The sequence below is a fragment of the Kitasatospora setae KM-6054 genome (genome assembly GCF_000269985.1).
Classification (GTDB): Bacteria; Actinomycetota; Actinomycetes; order Streptomycetales; family Streptomycetaceae; genus Kitasatospora; species Kitasatospora setae.
The window spans coordinates 3800175-3821901 of sequence record NC_016109.1; the positions used below are offsets into that span (position 1 = coordinate 3800175).

Annotated in this window: 19 protein-coding genes and 1 pseudogene; 17 read left to right on the forward strand and 3 right to left on the reverse strand. The window is 72.5% G+C overall.

Translation table 11 applies throughout. The annotated features are described in order from the left end of the window. Positions 1-9: 9 nt before the first annotated feature. The 14 genes and pseudogenes from KSE_RS16780 to KSE_RS16840 all read left to right on the forward strand — a co-directional run bounded on the left by KSE_RS16780 (position 10) and on the right by KSE_RS16840 (position 12318). Entirely contained in the window at positions 10-924 is a 915-nt protein-coding gene (locus KSE_RS16780) for a Rossmann-like and DUF2520 domain-containing protein (RefSeq protein WP_014136513.1), read from the forward strand. Continuing rightward, a complete protein-coding gene (panC, locus tag KSE_RS16785; protein WP_014136514.1) occupies positions 924-1829 on the forward strand; it encodes a pantoate--beta-alanine ligase in 906 nt (301 codons plus the stop codon). The genes KSE_RS16780 and panC overlap by 1 nt, the downstream gene beginning before the upstream one ends. An 89-nt stretch (positions 1830-1918) precedes the next feature. Next, positions 1919-2368, forward strand: a complete 450-nt coding sequence (gene panD, locus KSE_RS16790) for an aspartate 1-decarboxylase (protein WP_014136515.1) — start codon at positions 1919-1921, stop codon at positions 2366-2368. Between the two features lie 16 nt (positions 2369-2384). Further along, positions 2385-3998, forward strand: coding sequence for an L-aspartate oxidase (locus KSE_RS16795; RefSeq protein ID WP_014136516.1), 1614 nt, complete (start codon positions 2385-2387; stop codon positions 3996-3998). Between the two features lie 49 nt (positions 3999-4047). Beyond that, positions 4048-5019: a carboxylating nicotinate-nucleotide diphosphorylase gene (nadC, locus tag KSE_RS16800; protein WP_014136517.1), complete on the forward strand. Its 972-nt coding sequence runs from the start codon at positions 4048-4050 to the stop codon at positions 5017-5019. Between the two features lie 23 nt (positions 5020-5042). Then, complete coding sequence (locus KSE_RS16805) at positions 5043-5840, forward strand: type III pantothenate kinase (protein WP_014136518.1); 798 nt, start codon at positions 5043-5045, stop codon at positions 5838-5840. Between the two features lie 162 nt (positions 5841-6002). After that, positions 6003-6701 carry a hypothetical protein gene (locus KSE_RS16810; protein ID WP_014136519.1) on the forward strand — a complete coding sequence of 233 codons (699 nt, stop codon included), beginning with the start codon at positions 6003-6005 and terminating at the stop codon, positions 6699-6701. Between the two features lie 229 nt (positions 6702-6930). After that, entirely contained in the window at positions 6931-7107 is a 177-nt protein-coding gene (locus KSE_RS42835) for a hypothetical protein (protein ID WP_157850070.1), read from the forward strand. 83 nt (positions 7108-7190) lie between these two features. Then, positions 7191-8948 carry a hypothetical protein gene (locus KSE_RS42840; protein WP_014136520.1) on the forward strand — a complete coding sequence of 586 codons (1758 nt, stop codon included), beginning with the start codon at positions 7191-7193 and terminating at the stop codon, positions 8946-8948. Positions 8949-9078: 130 nt separating this feature from the next. Then, positions 9079-10662: pseudogene (gene lysX, locus KSE_RS16820) on the forward strand (bifunctional lysylphosphatidylglycerol synthetase/lysine--tRNA ligase LysX); the annotation flags it as partial. A 3-nt stretch (positions 10663-10665) separates the two neighbouring features. Then, positions 10666-10818, forward strand: a complete 153-nt coding sequence (locus KSE_RS43380) for a hypothetical protein (RefSeq protein ID WP_014136522.1) — start codon at positions 10666-10668, stop codon at positions 10816-10818. A gap of 104 nt (positions 10819-10922) precedes the next feature. Beyond that, positions 10923-11315 carry a BlaI/MecI/CopY family transcriptional regulator gene (locus KSE_RS16830; protein WP_014136523.1) on the forward strand — a complete coding sequence of 131 codons (393 nt, stop codon included), beginning with the start codon at positions 10923-10925 and terminating at the stop codon, positions 11313-11315. 11 nt (positions 11316-11326) lie between these two features. Beyond that, complete coding sequence (locus tag KSE_RS16835) at positions 11327-11854, forward strand: amino-acid N-acetyltransferase (RefSeq protein WP_014136524.1); 528 nt, start codon at positions 11327-11329, stop codon at positions 11852-11854. 104 nt (positions 11855-11958) lie between these two features. Then, positions 11959-12318 (forward strand): histone-like nucleoid-structuring protein Lsr2, encoded by a 360-nt coding sequence (locus tag KSE_RS16840; protein ID WP_014136525.1) that lies wholly within the window; start codon positions 11959-11961, stop codon positions 12316-12318. Between the two features lie 24 nt (positions 12319-12342). On the opposite strand, the gene KSE_RS16845 is transcribed toward KSE_RS16840, so the two are convergent. Continuing rightward, the gene (locus tag KSE_RS16845; RefSeq protein ID WP_014136526.1) at positions 12343-12774 is read right to left on the reverse strand and encodes a hypothetical protein; all 432 of its coding nucleotides are present in this window, start codon (positions 12772-12774) and stop codon (positions 12343-12345) included. Positions 12775-13240: 466 nt separating this feature from the next. Here KSE_RS16845 and KSE_RS16850 point away from each other — a divergent pair, with 466 nt between their 5' ends. Further along, positions 13241-15757 (forward strand): ATP-dependent Clp protease ATP-binding subunit, encoded by a 2517-nt coding sequence (locus tag KSE_RS16850; protein ID WP_014136527.1) that lies wholly within the window; start codon positions 13241-13243, stop codon positions 15755-15757. Between the two features lie 371 nt (positions 15758-16128). Further along, complete coding sequence (locus KSE_RS16855) at positions 16129-18474, forward strand: immune inhibitor A domain-containing protein (protein WP_033259057.1); 2346 nt, start codon at positions 16129-16131, stop codon at positions 18472-18474. Between the two features lie 76 nt (positions 18475-18550). Here the strand turns inward: KSE_RS16855 and KSE_RS16860 are convergent, their stop codons facing one another. Next, a complete protein-coding gene (locus KSE_RS16860) occupies positions 18551-19657 on the reverse strand; it encodes a threonine aldolase family protein (RefSeq protein ID WP_014136529.1) in 1107 nt (368 codons plus the stop codon). Positions 19658-20021: 364 nt separating this feature from the next. Between KSE_RS16860 and KSE_RS38535 the strand changes: the two genes are divergently transcribed. Next, positions 20022-20999 (forward strand): M23 family metallopeptidase, encoded by a 978-nt coding sequence (locus tag KSE_RS38535; RefSeq protein WP_014136530.1) that lies wholly within the window; start codon positions 20022-20024, stop codon positions 20997-20999. A gap of 55 nt (positions 21000-21054) precedes the next feature. Here KSE_RS38535 and KSE_RS45850 read toward each other — a convergent pair whose 3' ends face one another. Then, positions 21055-21663 carry a TetR/AcrR family transcriptional regulator gene (locus tag KSE_RS45850; RefSeq protein WP_014136531.1) on the reverse strand — a complete coding sequence of 203 codons (609 nt, stop codon included), beginning with the start codon at positions 21661-21663 and terminating at the stop codon, positions 21055-21057. Positions 21664-21727 lie beyond the last annotated feature (64 nt).

Sequence of the window (21727 nt, forward strand, 5' to 3'; positions counted from 1 at the left end):
AACGGAAAAGTGCTTCCCGACTTCGGAGACCCCTCCGACCCCGGCAACCGCCCCGCCCGACTCGCCGTGGGCGTGCTCGGGGCCGGCCGGGTCGGCCCCGCCCTCGGCGCCGCCCTGCAGCTCGCGGGGCACCGCGTGGTCGCCGCGTCGGGCGTCTCCGCCGCGTCGCGGCGGCGGGCCGAGGCGCTGCTGCCGGGGGTGCGGCTGGTGACGCCGCCGCAGGTGATGGCCGCCGCCGACCTGGTGCTGCTGACCGTCCCGGACGACGCCCTGCCGGACCTGGTCGGCGGCCTGGCCGCGACCGGCGCGGTCCGCCCCGGCCAGCTCCTGGTGCACACCTCGGGCGCGCACGGCGTGGCCGTGCTGGAGCCCGCGACCCGGGTGGGCGCGCTGCCGCTGGCGCTGCACCCGGCGATGACCTTCACCGGCACCTCGGTGGACGTGGCCCGGCTGGCCGGCTGCCCGTTCGGGGTGACCGCGCCGGAGGAGCTGCGGCCGGTCGCCGAGGCGCTGGTGGTGGAGATGGGCGGCGAGCCGGCCTGGATCCCCGAGGAGGTCCGGCCGCTCTACCACACGGCGCTCGCGCACGGCGCGAACCACCTGGTCACGCTGGTCGCGCAGGCGATGGAGCTGCTGCGCACGGCCGGCGTCGCCGAGCCCGGCCAGCTGCTCGGCCCGCTGCTGGGCGCGGCCCTGGACAACGCCCTGCGCTCGGGCGACCTCGCGCTGACCGGCCCGGTGGCCCGCGGCGACGTCGGCACGGTGCGCACGCACCTGTCCCGACTCGCTACGGTGACCCCGGACATCGGCCGGGCCTACCGGGCGATGGCCACGGCGACCGCGCAACGGGCGGTGGCCAACGGCACGTTGAAGCCGGAGCCGGCGGCGGCGCTGCTGGACGTACTGAACGAGGAGAAGCACTGATGGCACGCGACAGGCGCCCGGCGAAGGCCCCGAAGGCGGCGAAGGTCCGCAAGGCGGTGCTGACCCGCACCGTGGAGGAGTTCGAGGCCGCGTTCTGGCCGGACGAGCAGCCGGTGGACAACGCCGTGGTGATGACCATGGGCGCGCTGCACGAGGGCCACGCGGCGCTGGTCCGGGCGGCCCGCCGCCAGGTCGGCCAGGACGGCCGGGTGGCCGTGACGGTCTTCGTCAACCCGCTGCAGTTCGGCGCGGGCGAGGACCTGGACCGCTACCCGCGCACCCTGGACGAGGACCTCGCGCTCGCCGAGGAGATGGGCGCGGACGTGGTGTTCGCCCCGTCCGTCGACGAGGTGTACCCGAACGGCGAGCCGCTGGTGCGGATCTCGGCCGGCCCGATGGGCGAGGGCTTCGAGGGCGCCGCCCGCCCGGGCCACTTCGACGGTGTGCTGACCATCGTCGCCAAGCTGCTGCACATCACCGACCCGGACTTCGCGGTGTTCGGCGAGAAGGACGCCCAGCAGCTGGCGCTGGTCCGCCGGATGGTCGCCGACCTGGACTTCGACGTGGAGGTGGTCGGCGTCCCGACCGTCCGCGAGGAGGACGGCCTGGCGCTGTCCTCGCGCAACCGCTTCCTGTCCGAGGCCGAGCGCGACCGGGCCCTCGTGCTCTCCCGCGCCCTGTTCGCCGGCCGGGACGCCGGCGCGCGGGGCCCGAAGGCCGTCCGCGAGGCGGCCGCCGCCGTGCTGGAGGGCGCGGACGGCGTCTCCCCCGACTACCTGGCCCTGGTCGACCCGCTGTCCTTCACCGAGGCGCCGGACGACTTCCAGGGCGAGGCGGTGCTCGCCGTCGCGGCCCGGGTCGGCTCGACCCGGCTGATCGACAACGTGAGCGTCATCGTCCGCTAGGCACCAGCCCGGACCCCGGGGCGGCCGCCCGGCCGCCCGCCCCTTCCCGGTACGCACCACCAGGCATGCACTCACAGGAGGCGTGACCCATGTTCCGCACCATGCTCAAGTCCAAGATCCACCGCGCCACCGTCACCCAGGCCGACCTGCACTACGTGGGCTCGGTGACGGTCGACGAGGACCTGCTCGACGCCGCGGACCTGCTCCCCGGCGAGCTGGTCCACATCGTCGACATCGACAACGGCGCCCGGCTGGAGACCTACACCATCGCCGGCCCGCGCGGCTCCGGCGTGATCGGCATCAACGGCGCCGCCGCCCGGCTGGTCCACCCCGGCGACCTGGTGATCCTGATCGCCTACGGGCAGATGGACACCGCCGAGGCCAAGGCGTACCTGCCGAAGGTGGTCTTCGTCGACGGGCGCAACCGGATCACCGGCCTCGGCGGCGACCCCGCGGACGCCCCCGAGGGCAGCGGACTGGTGCGCGGCGACGCCGCGTACGGTGGTGCGAACGGCGCGGCCGACGCCGCCGCGCGCTGAAGGAGCAGCTGAACCCATGCCGTACCGCCTGACCGCCCCCGCCCCCGGCTGGACCACGAGCACCGACGTGGTCGTGATCGGCTCCGGCGTGGCCGGGCTCACCGTCGCGCTCAACGCCCGCAAGGCCGGCCTGCGGGCCATGGTGGTGACCAAGGCGGTGCTGGACGAGGGCTCCACCCGCTGGGCCCAGGGCGGCATCGCCGCCGCCCTGGGCGAGGGCGACACCCCCGAGCAGCACCTGCAGGACACCCTGGTCGCCGGCGCCGGACTGTGCGACGAGGAGGCGGTGCGCGCCCTGGTCACCGAGGGCCCGGACGCGGTGCGCCGGCTGATCGAGACCGGCGCCGAGTTCGACCTCGACGAGGACGGCGAGATCGTGCTGACCCGCGAGGGCGGCCACCACCGCCGCCGGATCGCGCACGCCGGCGGCGACGCCACCGGCGCCGAGATCGAGCGCGCCCTGGTCGCCGCGGTCGAGGCCGACCCCGGCCTGGAGCTGATCGAGCACGCCCTGGTGCTGGACCTGCTCACCGACGCCGAGGGCCACGCCTCCGGCGTCACCCTGCACGTGATGGGCGAGGGCCAGCGCGACGGCGTCGGCGCGATCCTGGCCCGGGCCGTGGTGCTGGCCACCGGCGGCATGGGCCAGGTCTACTCGGCCACCACCAACCCGGCGGTCTCCACCGGCGACGGCGTCGCGCTCGCCCTGCGGGCCGGCGCCGAGGTCACCGACCTGGAGTTCGTCCAGTTCCACCCGACCGTGCTGTTCCTCGGCCCGGACGCGCAGGGCCAGCAGCCGCTGGTCTCCGAGGCGGTCCGCGGCGAGGGCGCCCACCTGGTCGACGCGGACGGCGTCCGCTTCATGGTCGGCCAGCACGAGCTGGCCGAGCTCGCCCCGCGCGACATCGTCGCCAAGGCGATCATCCGCCGGACGCACGCCCACGGCACCCGGCACATGTACCTGGACGGGCGGCACTTCGGCGCCGAGATGTGGGAGCACCGCTTCCCCACCATCCTGGCCGCCTGCCGGGCGCACGGGATCGACCCGGTCACCGAGCCGATCCCGGTCTCCCCGGCCGCCCACCACGCCTCCGGCGGCGTCCGCACCGACCTGCACGGCCGCACCACCGTCCCGGGCCTGTACGCCTGCGGCGAGGTCGCCTGCACCGGCGTGCACGGCGCCAACCGGCTGGCCTCCAACTCGCTGCTGGAGGGCCTGGTCTTCGCCGAGCGGATCGCCGCCGACCTGGCCGCGCTGAACGCGGCCGGCCGGCTCCCGGCCCGCACCGTCACCACCGACGCGGCCCGCGCCGCGACGCCGGTGCCGCTGCTGCCCGAGGCGGCCCGCGGCGAGATCCAGCAGCTGATGACGTCCGGCGCGGGCGTGCTCCGCTCCGCGGAGTCGCTGGCCGCCACCGCCAAGGGCCTGGCCGCGCTGGCCGACCCGGCCGACGGCGCCGCCCCGTCCGTGGAGACCTGGGAGGCCACCAACCTGCACCAGGTCGCCACCGCCCTCACCACCTCCGCCGCGCTCCGCCAGGAGACCCGCGGCTGCCACTGGCGCGAGGACTTCCCCGACCGCGACGACGCCCACTGGCACCGCCACGTCGTCCACCCGCTCGCCGGCTAGCGCCCCGCGCCCGCCCTCCCGTCCCGCCGAACCCTGGAGCCCAGCCACCATGTCCCACTCCGAACTGCCCCTCCTGTCCTCCGAGTCCGGCGGCTGCGGCGACGGCTGCGCGTGCGGGGAGGGCGAGGAGTACGAGACCGGGCTCGACCCGGCGCTCGCCGCGCTGCTGGAGGAGGCCGGGCTCGACCCGGTCGAGGTCGAGGACGTGGCGATGATGGCCCTGTCCGAGGACCTGGCCGGCGGCGAGGACGTCACCTCGGTGGCGACCGTCCCGGCCGAGGCCGTGGCGACCGCCGACTTCACCGCCCGGCAGGCGGGCGTGGTGGCCGGCCTGCGGGTGGCGGAGGCCGTCGTCTCGCTGGTCTGCGAGGAGGAGTTCGAGGTCGAGCGGCACGTCGAGGACGGCGAGGCGGTCGTCCCCGGCCAGGTGCTGCTCTCGGTCCGCAGCCGCACCCGCGACCTGCTGACCGCCGAGCGCTCGGCGCTGAACCTGCTCTGCCACCTGTCCGGCATCGCGACCGCGACCCGGGCCTGGGCGGACGCCCTGGAGGGCACCGGCGCGGTGGTCCGCGACACCCGGAAGACCACCCCGGGCCTGCGCGCGCTGGAGAAGTTCGCGGTCCGGGCCGGCGGCGGCGCCAACCACCGGATGGCGCTGTCCGACGCGGCGCTGGTGAAGGACAACCACGTGGTGGCCGCGGGCGGCGTCGCGGAGGCGTTCACCGCCGTCCGGGAGGCGTTCCCGGAGCTGCCGATCGAGGTCGAGGTCGACACCGTCGAGCAGATCGCCCCGGTCCTGGAGGCCGGCGCGGACCTCATCCTGCTGGACAACTTCAGCACCGAGCAGCTGCGCGAGGCCGTCGCCCTGGTGGCCGGCCGGGCCCGGCTGGAGGCTTCCGGCGGACTGACCCTGGCCACCGCGCGCGAGGTCGCGGAGACTGGGGTCGACTTCCTGGCCGTCGGCGCCCTGACGCACTCCGCGCCGGTCCTGGACATCGGCCTGGACCTCCGCACCTCCTGACCCTTCGAAGCAGAAAGCCCCCCATGCTCCTCACCATCGACGTCGGCAACACCCAGACCACGCTCGGCCTGTTCGACGGCGAGGAGATCGTCGAGCACTGGCGGATCTCCACCGACCCGCGCCGCACCGCGGACGAACTCGCGGTCCTGCTCCAGGGGTTGATGGGCGCCCACCCGATCGTCTCGGCGGACGACCGGGTGGCCGGCCTGGCGATCTGCTCCTCCGTCCCGGCGGTGCTGCACGAGCTGCGCGAGGTGACCCGCCGCTACTACGGCGACGTGCCGGCGGTGATCGTCGAGCCGGGCGTGAAGACCGGCGTGCACGTCCTGATGGACAACCCGAAGGAGGTCGGCGCGGACCGGATCGTGAACGCGCTGGCCGCCAACCACCTGTACGGCGGCCCGTGCATCGTGGTCGACTTCGGCACCGCGACCACCTTCGACGCGATCAACGCGCGCGGCGACTACGTCGGCGGCGCGATCGCCCCGGGCATCGAGATCTCGGTCGACGCCCTGGGCGGCCGCACCGCGATGCTCCGCAAGATCGAGCTGGCCCGCCCGCGCAACGTGATCGGCAAGAACACCGTCGAGGGCATGCAGTCCGGCATCCTGTACGGCTTCGCCGGGCAGGTCGACGGGCTGGTCAACCGGATGGCCAAGGAACTCGCCAAGGACCCGAACGACGTCCAGGTGATCGCCACCGGCGGCCTGGCCCCGCTGGTCCTCGGCGAGGCCGACTCGATCGACGTGCACGAGCCCTGGCTGACCCTGATCGGCCTGCGGCTGATCTTCGAGCGCAACCGCCCGGCCACCGCCGCCTGACGCCCCGCCGTCCCCCCGGCCCCGGCCCGTTCCGACGGGGGACCGGGGCCGGTCGCGTTCCCGCACCGCAGGTCCGGAGCGGATGCACCATCTCATAGGCCAATCGGGACAAACACGTCATCAATCGTCATAAGTCGGACGTACGCCACGTACTGTCGACCCATGCCAACGCCACACGGATCGCGCGGCGGCATGGCCTTCAGCGCCGACGAAGTCCGGGTGCTGCGCCGTGTCCTCGCCCAAGCCCTCTACCCGGCCGTCCCCGACCGGCTCCCGGCGCCCGCCCCGGCGGGCGAGCTGTGGGCCGAGGACGTCCAGGACGCGCTTCGGCTGACCGAGGCCATCGACGAGGCGGTCCAGGAGGGCGGTCGGCTGCGCGCCTTCATGCTCACCGACCTGTCCCGCTACCGGTCCGCGCTGCCCGGCAGCGCGGCGGGCTACCTGGACCGCCTGGAGGAGGCCGTCACCGACGGCTACCTGCCCACCGCCGACGACCTGTCGGCGCTGCGCTCGCTGTCCCGCCAGCCGTGCGGCCCGCACGAGCAGGCCCGCCGTTCCCGGCTCGCCGGGCGCTGCCACGCGCTCGCCGAGGCGGAAGTCCGCGAACGGCTCTCGCTGGGCTCCGGCCAGCGGCACCTCGCCGCGGTGCCGAACCCGGCGTCCGAACCCCAGCCCGCCATCACTGTTGGAGGACGGTTCCCGATGAGCGACCAGCACCCCCCGCACCCGGCCGACCGGCCCCGCCCGCGCCGGATGCCCACCCCCGCCGAACTCTTCGGCCGCCGCTCCCGCCCGGCCCCCCGGCAGGACCCGCCGGACGACGAGGAGCGCCCCGAGCTCGCCACCGGAACCGGCGGCTGACACCCCGCCAGGACACCGAAGCCCCCTCCCCGGAGGGGGCTTTTCCGTGCTCCGGGGAGATGTGTCGACAATGTGAGGCGTTCGCGGAGAACCCTTCGGCAAAGATCTGGCAAAACCTTCGAACGATAGGTCGAGCGCGTCCGGAATTGTCTGATTTATCAGCCCGCCCGATGTCACCCCACCCCCCTATGGTCTGGCTCGATCGCATTCGAAAGATCGAAGGGTCAACGTGGGGAATTCGCGTGTTCCGCGCGCGGCGGCCACCGGCGTTCCGCCGGCCGCCGACCTCCTGACGCACACCGGCGGGCCCCGACCGGAGGCCGCCACCGGCCCCGGCCGCGAGCCGCCCGCCGACGGGCCGGTGCCCACCGGACGCCGCCGCCGCAAGGCCGGGGCGCACCGCTGAGGCACCCGCACACCTCCGGCGCCCCCGCCCACCCGGCCGGGCCGGCAGGGGCGCCGCCCACCTCACCAGTACCGAGGAAGCCCATGCAGCACCCCCGTTCCCGGACGCTCGCCGCGTCCGCCGCGCTCACCGTCCTCGCGCTCGGCGCCTTCGCCGTCCCGGCCCAGGCCGCCGAGCAGATCACCCTGGACGCCGTCCCCGCGCTCTCGCTGCCCACCGACCAGGCCGACGGCACGACGCTGTTCATCGACGCCCGCGGCACCGCCACCACCGATGGCGACCTGGTCGTCACCTACGACACGACCGGCCTGGCCGGCATCGCGTCGCTCACCCCGGAGAGCGGCACCAGCCACGCCTGCACCACCGCCGGGCAGCTCGTCACCTGCACCTACCGGCACTACTCCGCACCCGGCCACCCCGAGTTCGGCATGCAGTTCCAGCCCCGGCTGACCGCGCTCAAGGGCGCCCCGGCGAACACCGCCGGGCACCTGAAGGTCTCCCAGTCCTGGAAGGGCGCCGCGCCGCAGAGCATCGACGTCGCGGTCTACGCCGGCGGCCCCCGGCTGGCGTTCGCCAAGGACTTCGACAGCTCCGCGCGGCCCGCCGGCAAGCCCGGCACGGTCCTCAAGCAGTCCCTGGAGATCACCAACAAGGGCCCGCTGGAGAGCGGCCGGCTGGTCGTCGCGGCCGAGCTCTCGCCCGGCCTGACCTTCGAGAAGAAGTTCGCCAACTGCTCGTACGGCACCTCCCGGAACACCGACCCCCGGTTCAACGCGGGCAGCGCCGCCATCTGCACCATCAACACCTCGGTGCGGCCCGGCCAGCAGGTCACCGTCAACCCGCTGGAGTTCAAGGTCGGGGCCGACGCGCTCTACCCGGACATCCAGTTCTACGCCGTGCCCGAGACCGACACCCTGGTCTACCTGAACCGGGGCTTCACCTTCACCCCGGCCTCCGGCACCGGCGAGCGGCTGACCGTCCAGGGCGTGCCGGAGACCGAGGGCACCAAGCCCGGCCCGCCGAACCTGCCCGGTGGCGAGAACGACGGACGCGACAGCGTGATCGTCCAGTACCGGGTCGACAGCACCGCGGACTTCGCCGTGCTCGGCACCTGGACCCCGTCCGCCGGCGGCCGCAAGGGCGTCCTGAAGACCGGCGTGCACAACAACGGCCCGGCCTCGGTCGCCTACGCGCGCAGCGGCAACGCGGTCGCCGCCGAGCTGGTGACGCTGCCCGCCGGGGTCACCGTCGACGGGCAGCTGCCGGACGGCTGCTCCGTCCGCGAGGAGCTCCCGAACGTGGTGACCTGCCACACCACGGCGTTCGTCGGCAACGGCACCGAGCAGACCTTCGACCTGCCGCTCGCGGTCGCCGACCCGGCCGCCGCCCCGAAGGTCCTCCTCGGCGTCACCACCGAGGACGGCGGCTACAACAACCGCGTCGAGCCGCTGGAGTTCGACAGCGAGAACGCCGACAACACCGCCGTGGTCGCCCTCGGCACCACCGGCTCCACCGCCGCGCCGACCACCAAGCCCGGCGGCGGCACCGGCTCCACCGGCTCCACCACCGGCGGCGGCTCGACCGCCGGCGGCGGCTCCACCACCGGCGGGAACGGCGGCGCCACCGCCACCGCCACCGCCTCCGCCACGTCGAGCGCCCCGGCCACCGGCTCGACCGGCGGCACCACCGGCTCGACCGGCTCGACCGCCGGCGGCAACCTGGCCTCCACCGGCGGCGGCCAGGGCACCGGCACCATGCTCGGCCTGGGCATCGGCGCCGTGGTGCTCGGCGGCGGCACCATCCTGGCGGTCTCCCGCCGCCGCGGCGCGCGGCAGCGCTGACGCCACCGCCGGGGCACCGGCCCGCCCCCGCCCGGGGCGGCCGGTGTCCCGGCCCGCGCGGCCGCCCGGCAGCACGGCAGCCCGTGCCGGGACGCCCCGTGAGCCTGGCTACCCTGGTGGGGTGAGCGATCAGAGCACCCTTCCCGCGGCCGACGACCTTCCCGAGCAGATGCGCGTCCGGCGCGAGAAGCTGGACCGGCTGCGGGCAGCCGGCATCGACCCGTACCCGGTCGGTTTCCCCCGCACCACCACCATCGCCGACCTGCGCGACAAGCACCCCGACCTGGCGCCGGACACCGCCACCGGCGAGCGGGTCGGCGTCACCGGCCGGGTGGTCCTGGCCCGCACCGGCGGCAAGCTCTGCTTCGCCACCCTGCGCGACGGCTCCGGCGACCTCCAGGTGATGTTCTCCCTGGACAGGCTGGGCGCCGAGCGGCTGGCCGCCTGGAAGGGCGACATCGACCTCGGCGACCAGGTCGGCGTCGAGGGCGAGGTGATCACCTCCAAGCGCGGCGAGCTCAGCGTGCTGGTCGACCGCTGGGAGCTCACCGCCAAGTGCCTGCGCCCGCTGCCCGACAAGCACAAGGGCCTGAGCGACCCGGAGGCCCGGGTCCGCCAGCGCTACGTGGACCTGATCGTGAACCCCGAGGCGCGCGAGATGCTGCTGCTGCGCACCAAGGTGGTCCGCTCGATCCGCCGCACCTACGAGGACCGCGGCTACCTCGAGGTCGAGACCCCGATGCTGCAGCCGATCCACGGCGGTGCCAACGCCCGCCCGTTCAAGACCCACATCAACGCGTACGACATCGAGCTGTACCTGCGCATCGCCACCGAGCTGTACCTCAAGCGCCTGGTGGTCGGCGGCGCCGAGAAGGTCTTCGAGATCAACCGGAACTTCCGCAACGAGGGCGCCGACGCGACCCACAACCCGGAGTTCACCGCCCTGGAGTCGTACGAGGCGTACGGCGACTACGACACCCAGGCCGAGCTGATCCGGGCGATCATCGTCAACGCCGCCCGGGACGCGCTGGGCACCACCGTGGTCAGGGGCGTCGGCCCGGACGGCGCCGAGCACGAGATCGACCTGGCCGAGCCCTGGGAGGAGGTCTCGGTCTACCCGGGCATCTCGGCCCGGCTGGGCACCGAGGTCACCCCCGCCACCACCGAGGAGGAGCTGCGCGAGCTGGCCGGGAAGGCCGGCCTCGGCGAGTACCTGGACCCGAAGTGGGACCACGGCCAGATCGTCCTGGAGCTGGTCGAGCGCCTGCTGGAGCACCACGCGATCAAGCCGACCTTCATCAAGGACTACCCGACCTCGGTCTCCCCGCTGACCCGCCGGCACCGCTCGATCGAGGGCGTCGCGGAGAAGTGGGACCTGGTCATCTTCGGCACCGAGATCGGCACCGCCTACTCCGAGCTGATCGACCCGGTCGAGCAGCGCGCCCGGCTCACCGCGCAGTCCCTGCTGGCGGCCGGCGGCGACGTCGAGGCGATGCAGCTGGACGAGGACTTCCTGCGCGCCCTGGAGTACGCGATGCCGCCGACCGGCGGCCTCGGCCTCGGCGTGGACCGGCTGATCATGCTGCTGACCGGCAAGAACATCCGCGAGACGGTGCTCTTCCCGCTGGTGAAGCCGGAGAAGGCCGCCAAGGCGGACAGCAGGACCGAGCGGGCGGCCGACCAGGCCGCCGCCGACGACGACACCGAGGAGTAGGCGATGGACTACGTCAGCGCGATCGTCCCGCCGCTGGTCATGGCGATCGGTTTCGCCTTCCTGGTGCGGGCCATCATCCGCAGCCAGGGCGGCGCCCAGAAGGCGAAGGAGGACGCCGCGGCCGAGGCCCTGGCCGCGCGTTCCTCCGCCGAATAGCGGTATCCGCGGCGGCGCGCCGCTCCCCGGAGGGGGGAGCGGCGCGCCGCCGCGTTTGCCGTTTGCCGTCTTTTGTCCGCATCGGTCCTATCCTTGGCGGCACTATGGTGCGGCAACTCGGAGAACTCGAGAACGACATCATGACCCGGGTGTGGCAGTGGAACCGCCCGGTCACGGTTCGGGAGGTTCTGCAGGATCTGCGGTCGGAACGCGAAATCGCGTACACCACCGTGATGACGGTGCTCGACAAGCTGTACCGAAAGGGCTGGGTGCGCCGGGAGCGCGCCGGGCGCGCATACCGATATGAACCGGTCTCCTCCCGGGAGGCGTACACCGCCGCGCTGATGAACGACGCCTGGGCGACCAGCGACAATCCGGCGGCGGCGCTGGTCCACTTCTTCGGGATGATGTCGCCGGAACAGCGCGAGTGGCTGCGCGACGCGCTGCGGGTGGCCGGCGTCGATACCGAGGAGACCGGGCAGCCCGCGGCACGATAACGTTCCCCGGCATGGAGGTCACCATCCGCCGTGCGCGGACCACCGACGTGCGCGCCATCCGCCGGCTCATCGACACGTACTCCCGCAACGGCATTCTGCTCGACAAGCCGACCGTCACCCTGTTCGAATCCGTCCAGGAGTTCTGGGTCGCCGAACGCGACGAGGACGGCCGGGTGGTGGCCTGCGGCGCGCTGCACGTGATGTGGGAGGACCTCGCCGAGGTGCGCACCCTCGCGGTGGATCCGGTCTGCAAGGGGCTCGGCATCGGGCACCTGCTGCTGGACAAGCTGCTGGAGACCGCGCGCTGGCTCGGCGTCCGTCGGATTTTCTGCCTGACGTTCGAGGTTCCGTTCTTCTCGAAACACGGCTTCGTCGAGATCGGCGAAAACGACGATCGTACGGCAGACCCGGCGGCCGTGGCCACGGAAGTCTATGAAGAACTCCTGCGCTCGTACGACGAAGGCGTCGCCGAGTTCCTCGACCTGGAGCGGGTGAAGCCGAACACCCTGGGCAACTCGCGGATGCTGCTGCACCTGTGAGTCATGCCCGGCGGCACGACCTGCGACACAGGGGTTTGTGTTTTCCGGGAAAAGACGCTTTCCTTTCTCTAGGCAATGGATCGTTATCGCGGAAAGGGAAGCCCGTGGCACAGAGGGTTCAGGTCATTCTGGAAGACGATCTCGACGGCGGCTCCGCGGACGAGACGGTGACGTTCGCCCTGGACGGCGTGGCCTACGAGATCGACCTGAAGAGCGACAACGCGGAGAAGCTCCGCGGCCTGCTCGCCCCGTACGTCGAGAAGGGCCGCAAGCAGAGCGGGCGGCTCACCGCGCCGCGGCGCGGTGGCAGCGGCGGCCGGAGCGCCGGCCGGACCGCCGCCGCCGGACAGGCCGACACCGCCAAGATCCGCACCTGGGCGAAGGAGAACGGCCACCCGGTCAACGACCGCGGCCGCGTCCCGAGCAACGTGCGCGAGGCGTACGAGCGGGCCCACGCCTCCTGAGCGGGGGCTGAGCCCGCGAGGCTCTCAGCGGGCGGGCGGCAGGCCCAGCCGTTCGCGCGCGCAGGCGTCCGCGAGGGCGTCCAGCAGGTGCAGCAGGTCGGGCGAGCGCAGGTCCAGGGCGGGGCGGACGGTCCCGGCCCGCAGCCAGTCGGCGGTCCGCGGTTCGGGCACCCGGGGGTCTCCCGGGTGCGCCGCGCGGGCCTCGATCGGCAGTCCGAGCTCCGGGCCCCAGCCGAGCCAGCCGAGCAGTTCGGGCACCGGCTCGGCGGCCCCGGGGGCGAGCAGGAACACCGCCCGGTCGGCCTGCCGCAGCACCGGGCCGCCGGCCCGGCCCAGCCGCTCCAGCCGGCCCAGCGCGGCCCGCGCGGGCCGCAGCGGTGCGCTCAGCCGGTCCGAGCCGCGCCAGAGCGCGGCCGCGGTCGGGGCGGCCGCGGCGGCCGACGGCGCACTGGTCACGACCTGTGCAACGCTGGAGGGGCCGGGCGGTCACGCGACCGCCACCGGAACGGCGGTACCCCGCCCCCGGCCGGCCTGACGACCCGTCATTCCGGGCACCGGGCCGCCGGACTTCTCGCCAGGCGAACACGCACCCCGCGGAAACCACGCGAAACCCGCCGGATTACCGGGTATGAATGCTGGTGGACGGGGTCGCAGGAGCCCGTCCGCAGCACGCCGCGGGGCCGGAGCAACGGTTCCACCGAACCGTGTTCGCCGTTGGCGTAGCGGGATCCGGTGCATCGGGCCCGTCGCTGGGAACACCGTCTCCCAGCATCAGGTTGGGAAAGGTGTCGGCTGGTCGCGCAGCATGTTGCTCCCGCTCCGTGGGAGTTCCGTAGCCGCGCTGCTGAGCGGGACTAGCATGCGGAAGGACAGGGCGGGGACGGCCCCCGAACTGACCGACCGCTCTGAGGAGCGATTAACGATGTTCGAGAGGTTCACCGACCGCGCGCGGCGGGTTGTCGTCCTGGCACAGGAAGAAGCCCGGATGCTCAACCACAACTACATCGGCACCGAGCACATCCTCCTGGGCCTGATCCACGAGGGCGAGGGTGTCGCCGCAAAGGCGCTGGAGAGCCTCGGCATCTCGCTTGAGGCGGTCCGCCAGCAGGTGGAGGAGATCATCGGCCAGGGCCAGCAGGCCCCGTCCGGCCACATCCCCTTCACCCCCCGGGCGAAGAAGGTGCTGGAGCTGTCGCTCCGCGAGGCCCTTCAGCTCGGCCACAACTACATCGGCACCGAGCACATCCTGCTCGGCCTGATCCGCGAGGGCGAGGGCGTCGCCGCCCAGGTCCTGGTGAAGCTCGGCGCCGACCTGAACCGGGTGCGCCAGCAGGTCATCCAGCTGCTGTCCGGCTACCAGACCACCGGCAAGGAGTCGGCCACCGCCGGCGGCCCGGCCGAGGGCACCCCCTCCACCTCCCTGGTGCTCGACCAGTTCGGCCGCAACCTGACGCAGGCCGCCCGCGAGGCCAAGCTCGACCCGGTGATCGGGCGCGAGAAGGAGATCGAGCGGGTCATGCAGGTGCTGTCCCGCCGCACCAAGAACAACCCGGTGCTGATCGGCGAGCCCGGCGTCGGCAAGACCGCCGTCGTCGAGGGCCTGGCCCAGGCGATCGTCAAGGGCGAGGTCCCCGAGACGCTCAAGGACAAGCAGCTCTACACCCTGGACCTCGGCGCCCTGGTGGCCGGCTCGCGCTACCGCGGTGACTTCGAGGAGCGCCTGAAGAAGGTCCTCAAGGAGATCCGCACCCGCGGCGACATCATCCTGTTCATCGACGAGCTGCACACCCTGGTCGGCGCGGGCGCCGCCGAGGGCGCGATCGACGCCGCCTCCATCCTGAAGCCGATGCTGGCCCGCGGTGAGCTGCAGACCATCGGCGCCACCACGCTGGACGAGTACCGCAAGCACCTGGAGAAGGACGCCGCGCTGGAGCGCCGCTTCCAACCGATCCAGGTCGCCGAGCCCTCGCTCGCGCACACCATCGAGATCCTCAAGGGCCTGCGCGACCGGTACGAGGCCCACCACCGGGTCTCGATCACCGACGCCGCCTTGGTCGCCGCCGCCACCCTGGCCGACCGGTACATCTCGGACCGCTTCCTGCCGGACAAGGCGATCGACCTGATCGACGAGGCCGGCTCCCGGATGCGCATCCGCCGGATGACCGCGCCGCCGGACCTGCGCGAGTTCGACGAGAAGATCGCCGACGTCCGCCGGGAGAAGGAGTCCGCGATCGACGCGCAGGACTTCGAGAAGGCCGCGTCGCTGCGCGACAACGAGAAGCAGCTGCTCCAGGCGAAGGCCAAGCGGGAGAAGGAGTGGAAGGCCGGCGACATGGACGTCGTGGCCGAGGTGGACGAGGAGCTGATCGCCGAGGTCCTGGCCACCGCCACCGGCATCCCGGTCTTCAAGCTGACCGAGGAGGAGTCCTCCCGGCTGCTGCGCATGGAGGACGAGCTGCACAAGCGGGTCATCGGCCAGGAGGACGCCATCAAGGCGCTCTCCCAGGCGATCCGCCGCACCCGGGCGGGCCTCAAGGACCCGAAGCGCCCCGGCGGCTCGTTCATCTTCGCCGGCCCGTCCGGCGTCGGTAAGACCGAGCTGTCCAAGACCCTGGCGGAGTTCCTGTTCGGGGACGAGGACGCGCTGATCGCGCTCGACATGTCCGAGTTCTCCGAGAAGCACACCGTCTCCCGGCTGTTCGGCTCCCCGCCCGGGTACGTGGGCTACGAGGAGGGCGGCCAGCTCACCGAGAAGGTGCGCCGCAAGCCGTTCTCCGTCGTCCTCTTCGACGAGGTCGAGAAGGCCCACCCGGACATCTTCAACTCGCTGCTGCAGATCCTGGAGGACGGTCGGCTGACCGACTCCCAGGGCCGGGTCGTGGACTTCAAGAACACGGTCATCATCATGACCACCAACCTCGGCACCCGGGACATCTCCAAGGGCTTCAACCTGGGCTTCGCGGCCACGGGTGACGTCCAGGCCGGCTACGAGCGGATGAAGGCCAAGGTCGGCGAGGAGCTCAAGCAGCACTTCCGCCCCGAGTTCCTGAACCGCGTCGACGACATCGTGGTCTTCCACCAGCTGTCCGAGGCGAACATCATCGAGATCGTCGACCTGATGATCGCCCGGGTCGACCAGCGGATGAAGGACCGGGACATGGGCATCGAGCTCAGCCCGGAGGCCAAGAGCCTGCTGGCGAAGCGCGGCTACGACCCGATCCTGGGCGCGCGTCCGCTGCGCCGCACGATCCAGCGGGAGATCGAGGACCACCTGTCCGAGAAGATCCTGTTCGGTGAGCTGCGCTCGGGCCACATCGTGGTCGTCGGCGTGGAGGGTGAGGGCAAGGAGGCCAAGTTCACCTTCCGCGGCGAGGAGAAGTCCCCGGTGGCGGACACCCCGGCGGCGGTCACGGCGGCCGGTCCGGATCTGACCAAGTAATAGCGCCGCAAAGCGTTTCGCAAGCCGCCGCCCCCGACCTGGCCAGGTCGGGGGCGGCGGCTTTTCCGTGCCGCGCTTTTCAGTTGAAAAACTGTTTAGGTTTCCGTGCGCTGTGAATCCGGGCCCCGCAGGCCGCCGAATGGGTACGACACGCCACACTCCGAGCACGACCGACCCCTGCCGCGCCTGGCCGACCAGTAGGTTGACGCTCCGTCAGTCACTCGGAGTCGCGGGAGCATAGCGGCGTGAACACGCCACGGTCAAGGTCTTTCTTTTTTACCGGACCTTGGATCAAATGTCGTCCACCTGTCTTGCATTGGTTCACCGGTTCGGCCAACAGGCCTCACCGGCAAGGGGAGGACGTCACCACGTTGAAGATAACCAAGAGGGTTGCCGCGGCTTCCGCGGCAGTCGCGGTGGCCGCGGCGCTCGGCGCCGGCATGCTGCCCGGCATCGCCTCCGCCGCCCCGGCGACCCCGGTGGTCACGGACCCGGCCGACGCCGCCCAGAACGACAGCGTTCCGCGTGAACTGCAGAGCCCGCTCGCCGAGAAGCAGCAGGCCGAGCAGACCGCCGCGGTGGAGCAGCTGGTCAACGGCACCGCGAAGGTCGAGCAGCACGGCAGCGGCTCCTCGGTGAAGCTGGGCCGCGACAAGTACGTGGAGCTGTCGCGCGAGCGCACGGACCGGATCTTCACGATCCTCGTCGACTTCGGCGACCAGGTGGACAACACCACCAAGACCGCCGACGGCAAGGTCAAGTACGGTGGCACGCCGGGCCCGGCGCGCAACCAGATCGCCGCTCCGGACCGCTCGAAGGACAACTCGACGGCCTGGCAGGCGGACTACAACCAGGCGCACTACCAGGACCTGTACTTCGCGAAGGACAAGCCTTCGCTGAAGACCTACTACGAGCGCCAGTCCTCCGGCCGGTACTCGGTCGACGGCCTGGTGACCGACTGGGTCCGGGTGCCGTGGAACGAGGCCCGCTACGGCTCGGACTACTGCGGCCAGCACGTCTGCGCCAACGCGCAGGACCTGATCCGCGACGGCATCAACGCCTGGGTCGCCGACCAGAAGGCCAAGGGGCGCACCGACGCCCAGATCAAGGCCGACCTGGCGCAGTACGACCAGTGGGACCGCTACGACTACAACGGCAACGGCAACTTCAACGAGCCGGACGGCTACCTGGACCACTTCCAGATCGTCCACGCCGGTGAGGACCAGTCGGCCGGCGGCGGCGTCCAGGGCACCGACGCGCTGTGGGCGCACCGCTCCTACGTGTACGCCAACCAGGCCGGCAAGACCGGTCCGGACAACAACAAGCTCGGCGGCACCCCGATCGGCGCCACCGGCCTGTGGGTCGGCGACTACACCATGCAGCCGGAGAACGGCGGCCTGGGCGTGTTCGCGCACGAGTACGGCCACGACCTCGGTCTGCCGGACCTGTACGACACCTCCGGCCAGGGCATCGACAACTCGGTGGGCTTCTGGTCGCTGATGTCCTCCGGCTCCTGGCTGGGCGAGGGCAAGGACCAGATCGGCGACCTGCCGAACGACCTCGACATCTGGTCGAAGCTCAAGCTGGGCTGGCTGAACTACGACACCGCCAAGGCCGGCCAGACCTCGCTCTCGCTGCTCGGCCCGGTCGAGTACAACACCAAGCGCAAGCAGGGCCTGATCGTCAACCTGCCCCCGAAGACCGTCACCACCGTGATCAACACCCCGTTCGAGGGTGCCAACGAGTGGTGGAGCGGCAGCGCCGACGACCTGAACGTCACGCTGACCCGCGACGTCGACCTGACCGGCAAGACCTCGGCCGCGCTGACCGCGAAGGCCTGGTACGAGCTGGAGACGGACTACGACTACGCGTACGCCGAGGTCTCCACCGACGGCGGCAAGAACTGGACCCCGCTGGCCGGCACCTTCAACGGCGCCGCGCTGCCGGACAACGCCATCAACGGCACCTCGAACGGCGCCTGGGGCGACCTGTCCTTCTCGCTGAACCAGTACGCGGGCCAGGCCGTCAAGCTCCGGTTCCGCAACACCACCGACGGCGGCGTCCACTACAAGGGCCTGGCCCTGGACAACGTCGCGGTGACCGCGGACGGCTCGGCCCTGTTCACCGACGGCGCCGAGAACGGTGACAACGGCTGGACCGCGGCGGGCTTCTCCCGGATCACCGGCAAGTTCGCCAAGGACTACGACCAGCACTACCTGGTCGAGAACCGCCAGTACGTCTCGTTCGACACCACGCTGAAGACCGGCCCGTACAACTTCGGCTCGGCGGCCCGTCCGGACTGGGTGGAGCACTACGCCAACCAGAACGGCGTGCTGATCTGGCTGTGGGACTCCTCGCAGACCGACAACAACGTGGCGAACCACCCCGGCCAGGGCCTGATCCTGCCGGTCGACGCCCACCCGGCCACGCTGAAGTGGAACGACGGCACGGTGATGCGTCCGCGCTTCCAGTCCTACGACGCGACCTTCGGGTCCGACCGGACCGACGGCCTGAGCCTGCACAAGGCCGACGCGCTCACCAAGATCCCGAGCTCGCGCGGCGTGACGGTCTTCAACGACCACACCACCAAGTACTGGTTCGACGAGAACAAGTACAGCAGCGTCCAGGTGCCGGACACCCGCACCCAGATCGAGGTGCTGTGGCAGTCGCACAACGACCTGGAGGCCCTGATCAAGGTCTCGCCGGTCCGCAAGTGACACCACGGCGGTAGCGGTACCCGGGGGCCCCGGTGGTTTTCCACCACCGGGGCCCCCGGTCGTTCCCGACGGTCGATCAGACCAGTGCGAGGAAGGCGTCCAGCGCCTCGGTGACCTGCTCGGCGCTCCAGTCGGCGGCGTCGGCGGCCACCGTCACCTCGGTCATCGACAGGCCGGGGTGCGGGCCCGGCTCGCGCCAGCCGCCGAACAGCGAGACGCCCTGCTCCTCGGCCTGCCGGAAGCCGGCCTCCTCCAGCCGGGCGGCCGGGTACGGGAGCCAGAACTGGAACTGGTGGGTGTGCGGCGGCTCGGGGTGCACCCGGGCGCCGGGGGCCGCGGCGAGCGCGGCGGCGACCGTCTTGGCGTGCGCCACGTAGCCGGGCAGCCGGGGCAGCTCGCGGTCCAGGCCGGCCAGCGCGGCGAGCGCGGCGGGCCACTGCTGCCACAGGCTGCCGCCGTAGCGGTGCCGCCAGACCTTGAGCCGGCGGACGTACTCCGCCTCGCCCGCCACCAGCGCGCCGCTGTGGCCGCCGAGCGACTTGTAGCAGGAGACGTACACCGAGCCGGCCCGGGCGCAGACCTCGGGCAGCGACCGGCCGAAGTGCGGGGCGGACTCCCAGAGCCGGGCGCCGTCCAGGTGGACCGGGCGGCCCTGCCGCTCGGCCAGCGCGTACAGCGCCTCCAGTTCGTCCCACCCGGGCAGCAGGAAGCCGGCGTCGCGCAGCGGCAGCTCCAGCATCAGCACGTCGTACGGCTCGTCGAGCTCGGCCAGCTCGGCGGCGGCGGGCTGCCGCGGGGCGCCGGTCAGCGGGACGCTGCGCAGGCCGGACAGCACCTGGTGGGCGCGGCGCTCGTGCTGCTCGGGGTGGGCGAGCGGGTGCATGGCCACCACCGGGCCGTGGGTGTCGGCCCAGGTCTTCAGGGCGGCCTGCTGGGCCATCGTCCCGGTCGGGAAGTAGGCGGCGTCCGGCTTGCCGAGCAGGGCGGCGGTGCGCAGCTCCAGGGTGCGGACGATGCCGTCGCCGTAGCGGTCGGTGGGCTCGTCCAGCGGGTAGGGGCCGTCGGCCAGCGCGGCGAGGGCGGCCAGTGACTCGCGGACGGTCTGCTGGCGGCCGGCCGAGAGCAGCCGGCCGGCCCGGCGGCGGGCGTGGAAGCGGCGGTCCTGAACAGGGGTGTCGTTCATCAGCTGATCATCTCCGACGTCGAGGTGGATCGGATGGCGCAGCTGGTTCGCAAGCGGGTTCGAACATCGCCCGGAAGCCGGTCATACCCGCACCGGTTCGGGCCCAAACCGGGCGGCCGCCGGTGGCGCTGCTCACAGGGCATTTCCGACATACGACCCGGGATAGGAGGTTTAGGGCGCGAAAAGCCGTGCATCCCGACGCCTCGGGGCGGCCTACCACCCGCCCCGCGCACTATCGGCCGTCGTAGGTCACACTCTTGGGCCTTCGCGTCCGGGTCGTTTACACCGGAGTCGTTGCACCAGTGCGGCGGGCCCTCACCGGCCCGGCCCCGTCCTGGCCCCGTCCGTGAGGTACCGACTCCCGATGCGTTCTCTCCCCGCCACCGGCCGCCGGCTTCTCCAGGCGATCAGCACCCGCCACGTCCGCTCGGTCCTGTCCGCCGCCCCGCACACCACGGCCCGGCTGGCCCCCGCCAAGGCGCTCGCCTCGGGCGCCGCGGTGGTCGCCGCCGGCGCGCTGCTGATCCCGACCGGACAGGCCATCGCGCAGACCGCCCACCCGGGCGACCGGATCGCCGTCACGGCCACCGCCGAGGGCACCCCCGCCGAGGTCGCCGAGTACCACCTGCCGGAGGCGACCGCGCTGCAGAGCGAGCAGGCCAAGACCGCCAAGGCCGTGCTGGCCGCCTCGCTGGAGCAGGCCGGCCTGACCCAGGCCCCGGCCGAGGACCAGCACCAGGAGCAGCACCAGGACGAGTCGGCCTCCCGCGGCGAGGACCGCGCCGAACTGCCGGCCGACGGGCAGCAGCAGGACGAGCAGGCGACCGCCGACCAGGCCGCCGCCGAGCAGCACGCCGCCGACGAGAAGGCGGCGACCGAGAAGGCCGCGGCCGAGCAGGCCGCCGCCGCTGCCGCCGCCGCGCAGGCGAAGCCGGCCTGGTCCTCGCCCGCGCCGGGCGCCACGATCAGCAACCCGTACCACAAGACCAACGCGGCGTACGCGGCCGGCTACCACACCGGCACCGACTTCGCGGTCTCGGTCGGCACCCCGGTGCTGGCGGTCGGCGACGCGACCGTGGTGTCCTCCGGCTACGCGGGCGCCTACGGCAACCAGGTCGTGCTGAAGCTGTCCGACGGCCGCTTCGCCCAGTACGCGCACCTGTCGCAGCTCGGTGTGAAGGCCGGGCAGCACGTGGACGCGGGCCAGCAGGTCGGCAAGTCCGGCAACACCGGCAACTCGCACGGCCCGCACCTGCACTTCGAGATCCGCACCGCCAACCAGTACGCGAAGGTGATCGACCCGGTCGGCTACCTGAAGCAGCACGGCGCGACCAACTTCTGATCCGCCGCTCCCCGCACTGCCCCCGTACCGCCGCTCAGCCCCGAGCCGCCCGCGCCTACCGCGTGGGCGGCTCGATGCGTGCCGCGACCTCCAGGGCGACCTCCAGGGCGGCCTCCATCGCCTCCTCGACCGTGGTGGGGGGGACCTCGTAGGGGGTGTCGGATTCGCAGGTGTCGGCCTTCAGCAGGAACATCGCCGAGTGCACGGAGGTCAGCGCGACGGTGGCGCGCAGCCGGTCGCGGAAGGTCGGCTCCGGGCCGTGCAGCAGGCGGATCATCCGGATCATCCGCTCCTTGAACGCCAGCCCGGCCGCGGACTCCCGCAGTGCGGGCTGGTTCTCGTGGAAGAAGCGCAGCAACGGGGCCCGCTCGCCCATCCCGGCCGCGAACCGGCGCAGCAGCTCCTCGCGCAGCTCGGGCGACCAGGGCCGGTCCTCGCCGTAGGCGATGGCGTCGTCGAGCGGGGCGGCCATCTTCTCCACGATGCCGCGGACGATGTCGTCCTTGGTCTTGAAGTGGTAGTAGAGGGCGGCCTTGGTGACGCCGAGCCGGTCGGCGATCTCCCGCAGCGAGGTCTTCTCGTAGCCGTGCTCGGCGAACAGCTCCAGCGCCACGTCGATGATCCGCGCTCTGGTGTCGCTGCGGGGGCTCTGGGTGGTGGTCATCGCTGGCGGCCTGCCTCGGGGAGCGGGGGCGGACGGGTGTCAAGATCCGGTTCTGCTGGCATTG